The organism is Capnocytophaga sputigena (genome assembly GCF_900446695.1).
In the GTDB taxonomy this organism is placed as follows: domain Bacteria; phylum Bacteroidota; class Bacteroidia; order Flavobacteriales; family Flavobacteriaceae; genus Capnocytophaga; species Capnocytophaga sputigena.
Window position 1 is genome coordinate 348088 of the sequence record NZ_UAVP01000008.1, and the last position, 17325, is coordinate 365412.

The 17325-nt window shown below is 40.4% G+C and carries 16 protein-coding genes; 7 read left to right on the plus strand and 9 right to left on the minus strand.

From position 1 onward, the window contains the following. Window positions 1–93 precede the first annotated feature (93 nt). The 7 genes from DR017_RS08065 to rnhB all read left to right on the plus strand — a co-directional run bounded on the left by DR017_RS08065 (window position 94) and on the right by rnhB (window position 4353). Window positions 94–636: a hypothetical protein gene (locus DR017_RS08065; protein ID WP_002677727.1), complete on the plus strand. Its 543-nt coding sequence runs from the start codon at window positions 94–96 to the stop codon at window positions 634–636. 54 nt (window positions 637–690) lie between these two features. After that, window positions 691–927, plus strand: a complete 237-nt coding sequence (locus DR017_RS08070) for a hypothetical protein (protein ID WP_002677878.1) — start codon at window positions 691–693, stop codon at window positions 925–927. Next, entirely contained in the window at window positions 917–1276 is a 360-nt protein-coding gene (locus DR017_RS08075) for a type II toxin-antitoxin system RelE family toxin (RefSeq protein WP_002677648.1), read from the plus strand. Before DR017_RS08070 ends, DR017_RS08075 begins: the two co-directional genes overlap by 11 nt. Before the next feature lie 258 nt (window positions 1277–1534). Further along, window positions 1535–1792 carry a phosphopantetheine-binding protein gene (locus DR017_RS08080; protein ID WP_002674344.1) on the plus strand — a complete coding sequence of 86 codons (258 nt, stop codon included), beginning with the start codon at window positions 1535–1537 and terminating at the stop codon, window positions 1790–1792. Between the two features lie 2 nt (window positions 1793–1794). Further along, the gene (locus DR017_RS08085; protein ID WP_002677934.1) at window positions 1795–2991 is read left to right on the plus strand and encodes a beta-ketoacyl-[acyl-carrier-protein] synthase family protein; all 1197 of its coding nucleotides are present in this window, start codon (window positions 1795–1797) and stop codon (window positions 2989–2991) included. Between the two features lie 194 nt (window positions 2992–3185). Continuing rightward, window positions 3186–3620 (plus strand): hypothetical protein, encoded by a 435-nt coding sequence (locus tag DR017_RS08090; RefSeq protein ID WP_002677673.1) that lies wholly within the window; start codon window positions 3186–3188, stop codon window positions 3618–3620. Between the two features lie 136 nt (window positions 3621–3756). Beyond that, window positions 3757–4353 carry a ribonuclease HII gene (gene rnhB / locus DR017_RS08095; RefSeq protein ID WP_002677955.1) on the plus strand — a complete coding sequence of 199 codons (597 nt, stop codon included), beginning with the start codon at window positions 3757–3759 and terminating at the stop codon, window positions 4351–4353. A 55-nt stretch (window positions 4354–4408) separates the two neighbouring features. Here the strand turns inward: rnhB and DR017_RS08100 are convergent, their stop codons facing one another. The 9 genes from DR017_RS08100 to DR017_RS08140 all read right to left on the minus strand — a co-directional run bounded on the left by DR017_RS08100 (window position 4409) and on the right by DR017_RS08140 (window position 17324). Further along, window positions 4409–7417 carry a type ISP restriction/modification enzyme gene (locus tag DR017_RS08100; protein ID WP_002677957.1) on the minus strand — a complete coding sequence of 1003 codons (3009 nt, stop codon included), beginning with the start codon at window positions 7415–7417 and terminating at the stop codon, window positions 4409–4411. 264 nt (window positions 7418–7681) lie between these two features. After that, a complete protein-coding gene (locus DR017_RS08105) occupies window positions 7682–9523 on the minus strand; it encodes a P-loop NTPase fold protein (RefSeq protein ID WP_002677686.1) in 1842 nt (613 codons plus the stop codon). Between the two features lie 214 nt (window positions 9524–9737). Continuing rightward, on the minus strand, window positions 9738–11009 hold the full coding sequence (gene serS / locus DR017_RS08110) for a serine--tRNA ligase (protein ID WP_002677843.1): 1272 nt from the start codon (window positions 11007–11009) through the stop codon (window positions 9738–9740). A gap of 71 nt (window positions 11010–11080) precedes the next feature. Continuing rightward, window positions 11081–11425 carry a hypothetical protein gene (locus tag DR017_RS08115; protein ID WP_002677653.1) on the minus strand — a complete coding sequence of 115 codons (345 nt, stop codon included), beginning with the start codon at window positions 11423–11425 and terminating at the stop codon, window positions 11081–11083. Window positions 11426–11560: 135 nt separating this feature from the next. Beyond that, window positions 11561–11998, minus strand: a complete 438-nt coding sequence (locus DR017_RS08120) for an RrF2 family transcriptional regulator (RefSeq protein WP_002677829.1) — start codon at window positions 11996–11998, stop codon at window positions 11561–11563. Window positions 11999–12014: 16 nt separating this feature from the next. Then, the gene (locus DR017_RS08125; protein ID WP_002677723.1) at window positions 12015–13160 is read right to left on the minus strand and encodes an acyl-CoA dehydrogenase family protein; all 1146 of its coding nucleotides are present in this window, start codon (window positions 13158–13160) and stop codon (window positions 12015–12017) included. 239 nt (window positions 13161–13399) lie between these two features. After that, window positions 13400–14554, minus strand: a complete 1155-nt coding sequence (locus tag DR017_RS08130; RefSeq protein ID WP_002677924.1) for a DUF1735 and LamG domain-containing protein — start codon at window positions 14552–14554, stop codon at window positions 13400–13402. Between the two features lie 12 nt (window positions 14555–14566). Further along, on the minus strand, window positions 14567–15703 hold the full coding sequence (locus tag DR017_RS08135; protein WP_095909142.1) for a glycoside hydrolase family 18: 1137 nt from the start codon (window positions 15701–15703) through the stop codon (window positions 14567–14569). Window positions 15704–15725: 22 nt separating this feature from the next. Further along, window positions 15726–17324 carry a RagB/SusD family nutrient uptake outer membrane protein gene (locus DR017_RS08140; protein ID WP_002677675.1) on the minus strand — a complete coding sequence of 533 codons (1599 nt, stop codon included), beginning with the start codon at window positions 17322–17324 and terminating at the stop codon, window positions 15726–15728. Between the last annotated feature and the right edge of the window lies 1 nt (window position 17325).

Sequence of the window (17325 nt, forward strand, 5' to 3'; positions counted from 1 at the left end):
TCGGTAAATTTGTAAATTAGTGAATTAGCTAATTAGCAAATTATTCCTACCTTTGCCCACAAATAACAACTTTTCACTATTCACTATTCACTTATGAAGACCTGCACTATAGAAAACAATACCATCACTCTAAACGGTTCAGTGCTTTTCACTGATAAAAGCGACTCATTTGCCGATTTCTCCAAAAAAGCCCTCAAAGCCCTGCAAATGGAGTATCCTAAATTCTTCAAAATGGATAACCTCAGCAAGCTCGCTTTCTTAGCCGCCGAAGTATTGTTACGTCCGTTTTCACAATCTGAGAAAAACGGTGTAGCCTTAGTATTTGCCAATCGCTCTGCCAGCCTCGATACTGACCGCAAACATCAGGCATCTATTGCCAATCCGCAGGAATATTACCCCAGTCCGGCGGTATTTGTTTACACCCTGCCCAACATCTGTTTAGGTGAAATAAGCATACGTCACCAACTGAAAACCGAAAACAGTTTTTTTGTATTCGATAGTTACGAGGAGGCACAACCCTTTTTAGAGCAATACAGCAACTCTCTTTTAGCGCAAGGCAAAGCCCAAAGTGTGCTTACAGCTTGGGTTGAATTCTTAGACGATGATTATAGGGCAATTTGCCAATTAGCAGATTAGCTAATTTGCTCATTTGCTAATTCTTCACTATCTTTGCAAAAAAAATAGATTATTATGCCTTATACCATTACCATAGACGATAGTAGCAAACAAGCTTTACTATTTGTAGAATACGCCAAAAGTCTTGATTTTGCCCGTGTTACTAAATCTTCAATTTTCTCTAATAAAGAACTAACAGCTAAAGAAAAAGCTTTTAAAGAGATGATTACAGAGAGAGTAAAAGAAGTAAAAGCCGTGAGAACTGGCAAAGTACAAACACGTGATTTAGACGAAGTGCTCAATGAACTATAGTTTTAGAACAATGGCTTCTTTTGAAAAAGACCTTAAGAAGCTAGGTAAGAAGTACAAAAGCCTCAAAGAAGACTTTAAAAAACTTAAGGAAGAAATACAAGAAAATCCTTTCTTAGGAACTGACTTAGGAGAGGGATTTAAGAAAATTCGTATCAACATTACTTCTAAGGCTCAAGGTAAAAGAGGAGGAGGGCGTGTTATCACACACGAAATACTCGTAAATGTAAACACAGAAGATGAAACAAAAAATGTACTTTTTGTCGCTTTGTATGATAAAAGTGAAACAGACTCAGTTGATATGAAAATTATTAAAGAAGTAGTGGAAGAGTATTACACTGAAGAATCATAAAAACTTTATGGATTTATACAAAGAAACTGATCTTCTAATCAACATTTTAAAGCAGAAAGAACATAAAAGATTAGGAAGCCACTCAGAACTTTTTGGCAAAAACAAAAGATAGAAATACTTAATACAAGTTTCTTCTGTGATATAAATACAATTGATACTTCTTAAACACCTCTTTTGTCGCTCAATCGGCTAATTCCCGAAATTTGCTAATTTGCTAATTCTTCACTATCTTTGCCCCCTGATATTAATATATTTATAATGGACGCACTTATTTTAGAACTCAAGAACAAAATTATTGAAGTACTCAACTTAGAAGAAGTAACCCCCGAGGATATCGATGAAAACGAGCCCCTCTTTGGCACTGGCTTAGCCCTCGACTCTATCGATGCTCTTGAACTTATCGTACTACTCGACAAAAATTATGGTATCCGCTTAGACGACCCTAAAAAAGGAAAAGAAATCTTCCAATCGGTGAAAACAATGGCTGATTACATCACCGCTCACCGCACCAAATAACAATGCCAAAAAAAATAGTCATCACGGGAATGGGAATTAACTCTTCGATAGGCAATACTGTCGGAAAGCATTTTTATGCCCTTACCCATCGCCAAGCAGGGATTAGCAGGATTGAAAATATAGCAACCATTCACGCTGATCACATCAAAGTAGGCGAAATCAAACGCACAAATGCTGAGCTTTTTAGCGCTTTGGGATTACCCGAAGTAAACGCCTATTCGCGCACCTCTCTCTTGGGGATTATTGCCCTGCAAGAAGCTATCGCGAATGCAAAACTGACTTCAAAAGACCTCTCACACAGCGGACTCATTATGGCTTCTACGGTGGGCGGTATGGATATGACCGAAAACTATTTCTTCCGCTATGGCGATGAAGAACCCCTGCGACGCTATATTACTACTCACAACATAGGCGAGGTAACTCACCAAATCGCTGATTACGTAGGCATAAAAGGCGTTGTAACCAGTGTGAGCACTGCCTGCTCTTCTTCGGCAAATGCTATCATAACGGCTATCAACCTGCTTCGTACTGGTAGAGCCAACTGCCTCATTGCCGGTGGTGCCGACGCCCTCTCTAAATTCACTATCAACGGCTTTAATACCCTGATGATTCTCTCGGATACCGACTGCACGCCTTTCGACCAACATCGCAAGGGCTTAAACTTAGGGGAAGCTGGGGCTTTTTTGGTATTGGAAACCGAAGAAAATGCCCTACAACGCGGGGCTACTATATTAGCAGAAATCAAAGGGTGGGGCAATGCCAATGATGCTTATCACCAAACAGCCTCCTCCGCCGATGGCGAAGGTGCATTTTTAGCAATGCAAAAAGCCCTACAAATAGCAGGATTAACCCCCGCAGATATCGATTATATCAATGCACACGGCACGGCTACCGTAAACAACGATCTCTCCGAAAGTCGCGCCTTGATGCGTATCTTTGGCGAGCACACCCCCGATTTTAGTTCTACCAAAGCCTTTACGGGGCATACTTTGGCAGTAGCTTCGGCAGTAGAAGCAGTATTTAGTGTATTAGCCTTACAACACGGGGTGGTATTCCCTAACCTCAACTTCAGCACTCCAATGGAAGAAGTGCCTATCCGCCCACAAACCGAACTGAAATACAAACCTATACAGCACGTGCTTTCTAACTCCTTTGGCTTTGGAGGGAACTGCTCAACGCTTATTTTAGGTAAGAGATAAGAGGTAAGAGGTAAGAATTAAATAGAGTTGCAGAGAAAACGATGAAAATATATGTTAGGACAAAGAAAAGCAATAGTTTGGTGCAGTAATTATTCTTTGTTTTTACTTCTGTTAAAAAAGTTAAACTTTATTAATTATTTGGTTGTTAGGTTCTTATTCTATAGATTTGTACTCTAATCTTAAAAAATCATATTATGAAACAGGCTCTTAAAAACAACTTGATAGTCGTATCGCTTTACATTTTAGCGGGATTTATCTTCAACGGATACCTACCTTATATGTTAGTTGTATTCCTAATACTATCGGCAACCGTTTCTTACTTTTTGTTCAGAAGAAAAAGTAAAGAGGAAACCCGCAAGGGATTATTGCTTATGCACGTTCCTTTTCTGTTAATTTTAATGGTAGCTGCTTTGTTTCTCAACAATATAAGGGTAGTACTTCCTTATTTGCTTTTTGTACCTGCTGTTGTATATTTAGTGTATTGTGCTATATTTTCAGAAAGAAAAGTGCTGTTTTTTGCAGGAATCATAGCCTTATCTGTTATTAGCGTAGCTACCTACAACGAAATTTCAGGGACAAATGAAATATTTGATGTAAGCTACTACTCGAGATTCATTACACAAAAATAAAATTTAGAAAAACCCGATTTTATTACCTAAAATCGGGTTTTTCTATTGCTTATAAGGGGAGAATCCAAAAAAAAATGGTTATTAGATTACAAAACCTATCCCCTGATACCTGACACCTATTACCTGACACCTGATTATGTTACAATTATTCTATCATTCTTCATTAGAAGCGGGTACTGATGAGGCAGGGCGCGGCTGTTTGGCGGGTCCTGTAACAGCGGCAGGTGTGATATTGCCCCCCGACTTCAAAAACGACCTCCTCACCGATTCCAAACAACTTACCGAAAAGCAGCGCAACCTCTTGCGACCTATCATCGAGCGTGAGGCGGTAGCGTATGCTGTTTGTCACGTACTCCCTGCCGAAATAGACGAACTGAATATCCTCCGCGCTTCTATCACCGCTATGCACCGCGCTATTGCTCAGCTCTCCCCTACCCCCGAATTTATTGCAGTAGACGGCAATAAGTTTGTGCCTTACCAGAAAATTCCTTATGCTTGTGTGGTGAAAGGCGACGGCAAAATACAAACCATCGCGGCAGCTTCGATACTTGCGAAAACCTACCGCGATGCCTATATGGAAGACCTTGCCCAACAGTTCCCTGAGTACCATTGGCAGCAAAACAAAGGCTATCCCACCCCCGAACACCGCAAAGCTATCGCCGAACACGGCGCTACTGAGCACCACCGCAAAACGTTTCAGTTACTGCCCGTGGAACAGTTGAGTTTGTTTTAAGGGGAGGAGGAAAAGCCAGCTGGGGAGCTGGCTTTGTTGTATTTGTATGGGGGGATTAGGAATTGATAATTTCTTGGGTTTTCTGTAGGGCTACTATCATTTGTTGATAATGGATAATATCATTGTAGGTGAGGGTTTGCCCTTTGCGGTCTTTGAGCCATTTTTGGGCGGGCTGGTAGCCCCCGATGTAGGCTTCCCACGCTTTGAGGGGTACATCTGCGAAATATTGGGTATCGTTGATATATATGTTGCCTTTGTCTTTTTGCCTAGTATCTACCCATTTTATTTCGGTAATGGTGTTGTTGCCTGCTATGGGGAAAGAGGTGATGAGGGCTTGTAGCTGGGGGCTTTCGAGCAGGTGTAGCTCTCGCAGGTGTTTGCCTATGGTGGCGTAGTGCTGAAGTTCCTCGTTATCTTTTGGGTAGGGGATGCGGGGGAAGTCTATTTTTAGGAATTCTTTGTATTGTTCTCTATAGTTTTTATCGTGTAATACGCCATAGCAATAGTCGAAGGCGGTGAGTGGGTTGCCTCCGAGTTTTTTAAGAATTTCGGGGTTTAGGTTGGGGATTTTATCTAAGGTGTCTTTAAAGTGTCCTTCGCCTTGGAGGTATAGGTAGAGAGGGAAAACATAGGTTGAATCAGCTGCATTATCTAAAATATGTAAATCAGTAATACCTTTAGTAACAAACATATAGTTCAAACTTAATTGTCTATTTGCTCTTGATACTACCAAACCTATGTTATTTTCTTTAATAAAGTGTTGCATTACATTTTTTCGGCTACGTGTTACCAAAGAGGTATCCCAATAGATATAACGTATATCAAAAGGACGATAGGTTATTTTTTTAATGTTTGTTAGCTCGGATGTTATGGTGTATGCTTCTTTTACTTTGGAGAGTAAGATTTGTTTATCGGTATCTACCAATACAGCATCATTTCCTGTTACTACTCCTACGCTATTGATTTTAAAGAGTTCGTTAATAGAAAAACCTTGGTTATATTCTGTTAAGAGGGTATCGTTTTTGGGTACGAAAAGGTAGTTGGGGGCGATGGGATTGAGCTGGGTAAAGGGTATGGTGTGGAGGTTGTTTTCGTCTAAGAAAGCGAGTTTTTCGGTACGCTTACCATAGAGGTCGTAGTGGTATACTTTGGCGAGTTCTGTGTTTTTGGGGTTATTTTTTTTGACAAAGATGTTGATACTTACGCCTTGCATAATGTTGAATACGTTTTCGTCGGTTTCGCCACTGGGTGTGGTTTCTTTTTTACGGCTGTTGCCGTGCAAATCGATGGTATAAATGCTGTCAAAGGTTTTGAGCAGGTGGTAGCGCATCCCGCGAAAGGTGGGATTATCTAAAAAGCCGTGTGGGTTGATATAGATGAGGATGCCACTGCCGTTTTTCTCGATGAAGTGAGCGCCAAAGCGGATAAACTTGACATAGTCGTCATTTATCCACTTGGGGTTTCGTTCGGCGAGTTTCTTTTTGGAGTTGGGTTCTTTTTTATAGTCTTCCATTAGGTTCATAATCCAAGAGCCTTTGTTGGTGCTTGATCCGTTGTAGGGAGGGTTTCCTATGATGCACATTACGGGGGTGTCGCGCTTTATGCGGTTGGCTTCATTGGCTTCGTCGGAGAGCCAACGGGCGAGGGGTAGGGAACGGTCGGGGGTGGGTTCTTCGAGGGAGTTGGTGAGGTATATTTGTATGCGGTTGGTGCTCTGGGTGATTTGTGTTTGAGAGAGGAGCATATCGAGCTTTAGGTGTGCGATGGCGTAGCTTGCCATTAGGAGTTCGAATCCGTTGAGGCGTGGCAGGAGGTGTTCTTGGACGTAGTTTTGCCAAATGCCTTGTTGGCTGGCGAACTGCTGGGCTATATACTCGATGATTTGGGCAAGGAAGGTGCCTGTACCAGTGGCGGGGTCGAGTATTTGTACGCGGTGGTATTCTTTTTCTTCTATATCGAAGCCTGCTATTTTGTTGTCTTGCTGGGTTTGTACTTTTATTTTGGAGGTATCGGCGATGCCTTGTGGGAGGTGGAATTGCTCTTTGAGTAGGGTATCGAGGGTACGCACCATAAAATTGACTACGGGCAGGGGTGTGTACCATACGCCGAGGTCTTTGCGTACTTGGGGGTCGAAGGCTTCGAGGAAGTCTTCGTAGAAGTGTACGATGGGGTCTTTGGAGGCATCTTTGCCATAGGAGGCGAGCATTTGAGCTACATCGCAGGCGAGATACATTTGCACGAGGTCGTCGATAACCCAGCTGATACGAGTATCAACCTCCATTCCTGCGATATATCCGAATAGTTTTTTGAGGAAGGGGTTGGAGGCGGGCAAGAGCTGGTAGGCTTCTTGTCGGCTAAAGGTTGGGAGGGTGGGGTCGTGATAGCGTGCGGTGAAGAGCCCATAGGTAATGGTTTGGGCGTACATATCGGCGAAGTCTTTAGGGGAGATGTCGTGAATGAGTACGTTGCTAAAGGCGGTGAGCTGGTCGGTAAGGTCGGTTTGTATGCCTTTTGTATGGTCTTCGTTGAGTGCTTTTTCGATGATTTTGGAGAGTAGTTGTGCTTTGGCAGCCATTAGGGTAACGAGGTCTTCGGCTTTGGCGATACCAGAGGGCTCGAAGGAGCCGAAATTTTGGATATAGGTAAGGAAGGTATCGAAGTTTTCGGGTAGGGGTGTGATGCCTTTGTCGGTTACTTTTGCGATGGCTATAGAATGTAGGAGTTCTTCATTTCGGTAGAAATGGAAGGTGAGGTAATCGGTAAATATAAGGTTGGTGAGTGATTTTTTGTAGCGGTCGAACTGTTCTTTGTTGCCGTTTTTGGACTTTTCGCCTTTGAGGTCTTTGTCGTTAATGTCTTTGGTTTCGATGAAACCGATGGGCAGGTCGGCGTGAGTTAGGATATAGTCGGGTGCGCCACAAGCTTGTCGCTTGGGTTCGTTGATGATATTGAGTTTTGGGAGGAGGCTTTCTAATAGGTTTTTAAGCAGGGGACGGTAGGAGTGTTCGGTGGCTTTGCCAGAGGTATATTGGGTATTGAGGTCTGTGATATAGGTATTAAGCATATTGTTTTGTTATTAAGAGTGAGGGGACAAAGGTAGTGATAATTGGGAAAATGAGCAAATACAAAAAAAGCCTCTTCGCTTGAAAGAGGCTTGTAATTCGCTTTTAAAGTGCCTGTTTTACTGCTAGTGTAAAAGGACACTGTGAGATAATGCTGTTGTACTTTCACAATATAAAAGTACCACTTTTTTACGTGGGCAATAATATATACTAAATTCTCCTATAAGATATCAAGGTAAGAGCAAACATAGGGAAATTTGTTTTTCTTATGAGTTTTGTAAATGATTAATAATATTTTTGAGCAGTTCGTTGAAATTGTTATATACATACCATTCGGGTCCTGATCTTAATTTAGTAGCTTTTTTCTCAATAGATTGTTGTAATTGTAAGTAGAAATCTTTTTCTTTTTGCAAAACTTCTTCTCTATAGTAGATATATCTATGATTGAAGATTTCGGACAATCTTACTCTTAAATCTATCTTATCATTGTAAAATTTGGAAATAGTTTTACCATTGATATATTTAAAAATAGGAATTGTGTTATATTTATTCTTTACTTGATGCTCAAAATGGTCGAAATCATTTTTTAATATATTGATTAAGTTTATACTGTCTTGTTTGTATTTTTCTTGTTCTTTTTCATTATTGATTGTAAGACAAAGGTCTATTATCTCTTTCTGATTTTTATCCACATCGCTTCTTCCTTTAATATAGAGTAATTTGTTTGGTAACTCAGGGTCATATACGAATTTGTCTTTACCTTTTTTTATTCCTTTAATGATTCTTTCCTTTAGGGTTTTCTTTTTGACTTTTAACGGGTTGTTAAAATCTAATACAAATCTATAAACGGAATGATAATCTCCTAAACCATACTCTCCTTTATCTACATAAGATAGCATTTCTTTTAACAACTGCTCATAAGTGTCATTGCTCATACTAAACACTTCATTGAATTTGATTCGATTATAAGTGATATAGCACTCTGGAATAGTGTTGTCTTTGGATATTTTATATTTTTCTTTGATATCTTCTTCAAATAATTTTTCATCTAGAATATTGATTCCTACTATGTAATCAAAGATGGGTTCATGGAAATAATAACTAACGTTGTTTTGATAGTAATATTTAAAATCTATTTTCTCAAGTATTGTTTCCTCTTTATCTTTTTCCTCATCAGATGAAGATTTGTTATTTAAATATCTTTCAATATCTTTTATACTAAATCCAATTATATTGCCTATCTCATCTTTATTTTTCTTAGTAACATATCCTCCTTTGTGTTCTATGGAAATAGCTATTGTAAATAATAGGGTTTCTTTCAAGACAGTATTTTTGTTTGATTGTATGTAATTAATACTGGGGGCTATTTTTTCTATTTGTGAATGGATATCGTGATAACGGGTTAAAATAAATTTTAAAGTACGTATATTTTTGTAGTCTTGGAAAAAACTACAGATAAAGTTTTTTTCTTTTTGTAAGAAATTTGTATATTCTGAGAAACTTTGAAATTCATTTTGTATAAGAGTGTCAAAAACTTCTTCTATATTGATTTTATATTCTATTTCTCTACCTATTAGTTTTTCTTTTATCTCATCAAAACTTTCATCTTCTATTTTGTTAGTATTTGCTATGATAATTGTTTTTAGGTTATTGTTTTCAGTGAGGTTGTTTATATAACCTATGAGACTATCTATAGGGAAAGTTTTGCTTCTTCTTTCTAAGTCATCAAAACAAATAATAAGATTATCAGTTTCTGAGTCTATTACATCACTATTAGGAATTTCGGGGATATATTCTTTTATTTTTGGGACACTTGAAAGGAGTTTAAAGATTCCTTTTCCCCATTTTAATCCTTTGTTTAAGGAAGGGTATAGTTCTGCTACAATTCTTCTTTCTATATCATCTATGCTTGTAACGCCTGATAGAGAGACTCTAATAGGTTTGTATTTGACACTTTCATTTTTTTTAATGCTTGTTCCCTTTATTTCTTCACTCAGTTTATTATCAAAGAAATAGGTTTTGCCTACGCCCCATTCTCCTGTGATGAGGAGGGCGTTATTGGATTCTTTGATTAGGTAGTCTTTGACTATATCAATGATTTTTTGCATAACTTCTTTTTAATTACTTGGCAAAGGTAGTAAAAATTAGCAAATGAGCAAATTAGTTAATTTTCTAATTGGCTCATTGTTTTGATGATTTGGTAGAAATTAGGGGGGGAGGAAAATTAGCAATTTGGTGAATACAAAAAAGCCTCTTCCAAGCGAAGAGGCTTATAATTCGGTTTTTAAGTGGCTATATGATAGACTTTGACAAAGTGTAGGATTAGTTGATGATATCAAAGCCGGTGTATTTTCTGAGGACTTCGGGGATTACAATGCCTTCGGGGGTTTGGTAGTTTTCTAAAATGCCTGCTAATACGCGCGGAAGGGCTAATGAACTGCCATTGAGGGTATGCGCTAAGCGGTTCTTACCGTCGGAGTCCTTGAAACGCAATTTGAGTCGGTTGGCTTGGAAGGTCTCGAAATTTGATACTGAACTTATCTCTAACCATTTTTCTTGAGCGGTGGAATATACCTCGAAATCGTAGGTTATGGCTGAAGTAAAGCCTAAATCACCTCCGCACAAGCGCAAAATATGGTAAGGGAGTTTGAGTTCGTTGAGGATGCCTTTCACGTGTTCTATCATTCCTTCTAATGCTTTGTAAGAATTATCGGGGTGCTCGATGCGCACAATCTCTACTTTGTCGAACTGGTGCAAGCGGTTGAGTCCGCGTACGTGAGCGCCATAGCTACCAGCTTCGCGGCGGAAGCAAGGGGTATAGGCAGTGCAGCAAATAGGCAAATCGCTTTCGTTTAACAATGTATCGCGGAAGATATTCGTAACAGGCACCTCGGCAGTAGGGATGAGATAGAGATTATCGACCCCTATGTGGTACATCTGTCCTTCTTTATCGGGTAACTGACCAGTGCCATAGCCTGAGGCTTCATTCACCACGTGAGGCACTTGAAATTCGTTGTAACCAGCCTCGGTGTTCTTGTCGAGGAAGTAGGTGATGAGAGCGCGCTGTAATTTAGCGCCTTTGCCTTTGTATACGGGGAATCCTGCTCCGGTGAGTTTTACTCCTAACTCGAAATCGATGAGGTCGTATTTTTTGGCGAGTTCCCAGTGTGGCAAAGCTTCTTTACCTAAGTTAGGAATTTCGCCTGCCTCGAATACTACTACGTTATCGGCTTCGGAGGTACCTTCGGGCACTAACTCATTGGGGATATTAGGCACACGATAGAGCAAATTATTGAGCTCCTCTACAGTAGTGTTGAGGGTATCGGTAAGGGTTTTGATATCCTCTTTAAGGGTGGCTGTTTGCTCTTTCAGCGCATTGGCTTTATCGGTTTCACCTGCTTTGAATAGGTTACCGATTTCCTTAGAGAGATTGTTAGATTTCGCCAGTGTTTCGTCTAATGAAAGCTGAGTAGCACGACGTTTTTCGTCTAAGGCGATGATGTTGTCTATGAGATGCAATTCTTTGAAATTGCGTTTTTTAAGTCCGCTGAGTACGCGGTCTTTTTCTTCTCTAATAGTGTTTAGTTGTAACATAGTGTTAGGTGTTAGGTTTCAGGGGACAGGTTTCAGGGTTGTGATGCTATTCAAATTAGAAAATAAGCTAATTAGCAAAATTCGTCGGTAACATCCTCCCAGCTATCATAGCTATAGGGGGTGTTGTTGTAGAAGGCTTCGAAAGGCACAAAGGCTTCATCGGCGGTTGCTACAAAGGTACGGTAATGTGTGAAGGCATCGGGTGAGTGGTATACGCGTGCTTCTACTTGATAACGGCTTTCTTCGTCGAGTTCTTCGTTTTCTAAAATCGTCTGCACATAGTCGCCGGTATCGCCGTCTTCTGAGAAAACGACAAAACGGTGTCCGTTATAAGGCAATTCATCAATAAGGGTTTTAATCTCTGGGAGGGTTAAAACAACGGGAGCGTGATACTCATCTGTGACAATTCTTTTCATTTTATTTCAGGTGCTAGGGGTTAGGTTTTAGGTGTAATGGTATTTCACCTTTGTTGGGTCTTCAACTTTGCCAAAGGTGCGAGCCGCACTGGCAGATTTTTTTGGCAAAGTGTAGCGACGCTTTTCATTAGCAAATTACTCTGTAGGGGATAGATATGCGGTTTTATCGATGATCTTTTGAGCGAAAGAGGCGATGGAATTATTGGTGAGTTCGCGCATAAAATTGTCTCTAAAAGGCTGTACTGAGGTGTGCAGCGGACAAGGTTTTTCGGACGAGCATTCTTTGAAACCCATTGCACAAGAAGTAAACTTCTCGGCTTCTCCTATTTGCTTTACCACATTCATTAAAGGGGCTGCTTTTTCTTCATCGGTGAGCCAAAAGCCACCTCCTGGTCCTTTGTTAGAACTAATGACCTTTTTGCGGGCTAAAGTTTGTAATATCTTTGCCAAAAAAGAGGTGGGAATATGTAACGCTTCGGCGATGTCCTTAGGGGCTAATCTTTTAGTAGGTGAAGCGTGTAGAGCTAAGTAGATTACTGCATTGATGGCATACTTGCTGGAATTGGATAACATATCTGCTTTCTTTTTATTATGAGTTTTTATCTATCTGACGGGTAATGACTAATTTTTGAATTTCGGTGGTTCCCTCACCTATGGTACACAATTTAGAATCGCGGAAGAATTTTTCTACCGGAAAATCTTTGGTATATCCATAACCTCCGTGAATTTGAATGGCTTCGGTGGCTACACGCACACACACTTCGGAACTGTACATTTTAGCCATTGCTCCTGATAGGGTTACGCGCTGACCATTGTTTTTCTGAAAAGCGGATTTGTGCAAGAGCAGTTCAGAGGCTTCAATTTCGGTTGCCATATCGGCGAGTTTGAATCCAACGGCTTGTAAATCAATCAGGCGTTTGCCGAATTGCATACGTTCTTTGGCATATTTGAGAGAGGCTTCGTAAGCGCCTTTGGCAATACCCAAAGAAAGTGCGCCTATAGAAATACGTCCGCCGTCCAATATTTTCATTGCTTGGATAAAGCCGTCGCCTACGGCACCGAGGCGGTTGGTATCGGGGATGCGGCAGTCTTGGAAAATCATTTCGGCGGTCTCGCTGGCACGCATACCGAGTTTGTTTTCTTTTTTGCCTGCACTGAAGCCCTTGGTACCGCGTTCTACCGCAAAGGCAGTGATACCGTGTTTGTCGCCTTTTTCGCCCGTACGAGCAATCACTACGGCGATGTCACCACTTTTGCCGTGGGTGATGAAGTTCTTGGTGCCGTTGAGCACCCACTCATCGCCGTCTTTCACAGCGGTAGTAGCCATTCCTCCAGAGTCGGATCCGGTGTTGTGTTCGGTGATGCCCCACGCTCCTATCCACTCGCCAGAAGCTAATTTGGGCAACCAGCGTTGTTTTTGTTCCTCGTTGCCAAAACTGAGGATGTGATTAGTACAAAGGGAGTTGTGAGCAGCTATAGAGAGCCCTATAGAGGGGTCGACTTTTGATATTTCTTCAACAATAGCGATATAATCGTGGTAGTCGAGGGCTGAACCTCCATAGATTTCGGGGACTAATATGCCCATAAAACCGAGTTCTCCGGCTTTGCGGAATACTTCTATTGGAAATTCCTGACTTTCATCCCATTCCATCACGTGGGGACGGATATATTTTTCAGCGAAGTCCTTAGCGGCTTCGGCTACCATCTGTTGTGTTTCAGAAAAGTTAAAATTCATTCGTTATATGCTTATATCTAATACCAAGGGGCAAAGGTACAAAATAATTACGAATTACGAATGATTAATGAGAAAAAAGAATTACGAATGACGAATGACGAGGAACGAGAGGTGGTTGCAAAATATATAGGGGCGTTTGCAAAACGCCCCTATATAACATAGTTCAAAGATAATTGATTATTATGACAATTGATTTGAATAATTGATTTTGGTAAAGTGTATGATTTACAATATTACAATTATTCTGAAATTCTCATTTCAACAACATCGGGTTCTACGGAGAGACCTCTTCCGCTTTGATAAGCACCACGTCGTGAGGTGGCATCGCGGTGGTTTTTAGATTGGTCTTTCACATAGTAGTTACCGTCTTTTTGATATACATCAGTACCATTGAGTTTCCAATAGCCAAAGAGACCTTCGCTGTTAGGATCTACGCCAAGTTTGTTGTTTTTAAGCTCGTTGGCGGTACGTGCTACACTCCATACGCGGCATTCACTCATTTTACCTCTCCAAGTACGAGATCCATCGTAATCGTAAGCATAACCTATGAAGAAGTCACCATTGAGATTAAAGCTACTAACTGAGGCAGTTTTTTCGGCTACACGTTCTCCATCTACATAGATTTCAGTGCGTTTGGTAGCGCCATCAAACACAAGGGCAACGTGATACCATTGTTTAGCAGCGAATTTTTTGGAAGGGTTGAATTGTACATTTCCAGCTACTTGAATTTGGTCGGCATCTACGGTAGTATCACCAAAACGGAAGATAAGATTCCCTTCAGCTCCCATTACTGTACTGAGTTTTACAAAATTATCTACATAAATCATTGCCTCATAAGTAAGGGCATTGAATTTTGCCTTTTCGTCCATTGGGATAGAAAGGTATTTTCTACCTGTAAAATCGAATACTTTATTGATAACAATAGGTTTAGCCACCTCTACAAATAAGGTTTTAGCTTCGATAGTAGGGACACTTGCATCGGCTATAGTTACAGGGATTACATAGGTATTTCCTTCTTGTATAGTTGAAAGATTTGTAAGAGCTAACTGGCAAGGTTCGGCATAAACACTTCCTTTTTTAATCACAGAACTATTTTTCTGTAAGCTAAAGTTATTCGCTGGCATCATTTGGTATTTGGTGCCATTTTTAGCATTATAGTCGGCTACCATTTGGGCATCACCTATTTGGTAGGTTACGTTCACATCGCTATCACTGATATTTGAGACACGGGCTGTGATGTTGAAAGCGTGACTACTAACATTATTTTCTAATTTGAGTCGCTGTTGAGGTTGCTCAAAATAGACTTTAGTTTCCAACAATTCGTTTTCTTTGTCTTTACAAGCGTTCAGAGCCAAGAAAGCGAAGATTCCTATACAATATTTTATAAGTTTCATAAGGCTATAGTTTTAGGGTTGTGGATGTTTTTTCATATAATCGGCATAAGATTTATGCATTAAATAAATGGCTTTACGCATCCATTTATAATCAGGCTGATTGTCGTAGTCGTTATCCATACGATAAGCGCCTACGCCTCCTTTAGGACCTTCAGTTGAATTATATTCAGCTTGATCGAGTAGCGCTCCTCCTGATTTTGAATAAGACTCAAAGTTTTCAGTAAAAATGTGTTTACGTGTATTGTAATGCTCGCCAAAAGCATTTTTAACCCCTTGCACCCTATAATCAAGATTTCTATTACCGTAAGATTGTGAAATAAAATAATCAAAATAAGGGGCTGATTCTTTTTTCACATTCCACAATTCACCATCTACCAATAAATAGCGACGTTTACCAGTATCGACAGTAGCTTTGGGTCCTAAGTATTTACCGAGTTCTTCTACCAAAACGTGCAAATACTCACCTCTATCATAACCCCCTTTTAGGTTACCAAAACCATCGCCAGCGCCATCGGGTTCCCAGTCGATATCAAGCCCATCATAATCATATTTTATGATAGTATCGCAGAGCGCTTTGGCATATTTTCTAATAGCGGCAATATGGTCGGTAGAGCTTTGTACGCCACTGGTATAGCCCCAATAAGCCTCTTGCGCTTTTTTGATTTTATCGTTGAGCATCGCTTGAGAGTCACTAGGGTTTTCAGCTTTTATTTTATCGGCGATTGAAGAAGGGGTGATACCTGTACCGATATTGTGCAAGATAAAGCACACAAACACCTTAGTACCTTTTACCTTTTGCACATAAGCTTTATCGGCTTTTTTAGCTTCGCTGATACCAAAGGGTCCACTCCACATTGACACCATATCGATACTATCGGGCAAGGCAGACAAATAGCCTTTGCGCACGCTACCTTCTGGCGACCAGTTACTAAACCACCCGAAAGACACGGGGCGACCGTAGTTTTCGGCAGTTTTTTTCCAAGCGCGCAAGGAAGCATAGTGAGCATCGCGTTCTTCAGGGCTGAGCGTATTAGCTCCCCCATTGTGGTCTATTTCCTTATTCTCTACCTCCGTCCATTTTTCGCAGGAAGTAAGAGAGAAACCTATCATCAATATTGCTATACTGATAATTTTAGATATATACTTCATAACTTTCATAGTATTTTAAACGTTAGTTCTTTTTATCCCACCAAACTTTGGTAGCACCAGTATTGGCACCGCCTAAGAGTTGTAAAGCACGTGCTAAATATACTTTATCCTCGGCAGTGAGTTTGCTTTCTGGATAAGGTATGCGGCGCACTCCCTGCTCAGTAGAGATAACTCCTCCACTGGTATTTTGGACTACTTTATGGAGTTTAGGGTAGCCTGTACGACGCCATTCAGTCCATGCTTCTTGACCATTAGGGTAAAGAGCAATCCATTTTTGAGTGATAATTTTTTCTAATTTTTCCTCGGTAGTACCTTGCCACTGAGTAGTAGCTTGAGTAGGAGCATCGGCATTTCCTAACCAGCTAGCATAATAGTCAGCAGGTTCTTTACCTGAAGTGAGATAAGGATCTACTTGAGCTACATTGATATCGTTCTCAGCAAAAGAAGTCTCTACACCTTTTTTATACAAATCTTCAGGAGTTCCTCCCATATTCCATCCCATTAAAGCACCTTCTGCTCTTAGGAAATATACTTCGGAAGCACGCATCCAATAGGTAGGAGTAGTTTTCTCTATATTAGGCAAGGAAAAACTTTTAAAAGATGTTGATTTCCACCCTGCTCCCGTAGGTAAAGCTTGATATTTAGCTCCAGCAAAAGGTACATTTTGAGCGTATCGACTATCACTAGGTTTGAAATATTTCATCAAGCGAGGATCTTCATAACCTACTAAATAAGAGAACATAGAAGACCCCATACGAGTTTCGCCATATTGGTTTGCAAAGGTTTCGATATTATTTACAAAACTAAGTCCAGCACCTTCTCTCATTTTAGCCTCATCAGCCTTATCGGTCATTACTCCTAAAGTTTGATTGATAGCCTGTTCAGCATATTGTTGAGCTTTGGCAGGAGCGGCATAACGTATGCGCATTGCCAAGCGCAACATTAGTGAATTAGCATATTTTATCCATTTGCTCACATCACCAGCATATACAGCATCATATTTAGGCAACAAGGCACCTCCTTGTTCATATTTAGTTTGCAATACTGCAATAGCAGCTGTAAGATCATCAAAAAATGCTTGATATACTTCTTCTTGGCTATCATAAGGAACCCTTAACAAGCCTTTTCCAGCTTGTTTGTAAGGAATAGGTCCAAACATATCGGCAGTTTTATGCCAAGCTGAAATTTTGAGTATTTGTGCCAAAGCAAAAGCTTCGGGGAAGTTACTCTTTTCAGCATCTTCTTTCACACTGCTCCAAAGGGGTAACATTTTAGTATAAGAGCTGCTATATGAGGCTTCGTACCATCTTTCTAAAAGGAAATAGGTAGTATTATTTTTCCCGTTATCCCAATCTTGGTTTTGAGCAAAATAACCACTCCACGTATCGGCTGCTAAGTGGTAAGCCACTTGATATTGGTTTATAACACTTGTACCATCAGCTTGTGTACCTACAGGTACTACTTGTGCTTGCATAGAGGTAATTTTTGCCCCAATAGTAATACCATCTCTCTTGCCCATTTCTTGGGTTACCCCAAAGGCATCGGTGTTGATTTCTTCAAATTTGTTACAAGAAACCGCAGCAAGAGCTATAGAGGTGTATATAAATAATCTCTTTTTCATA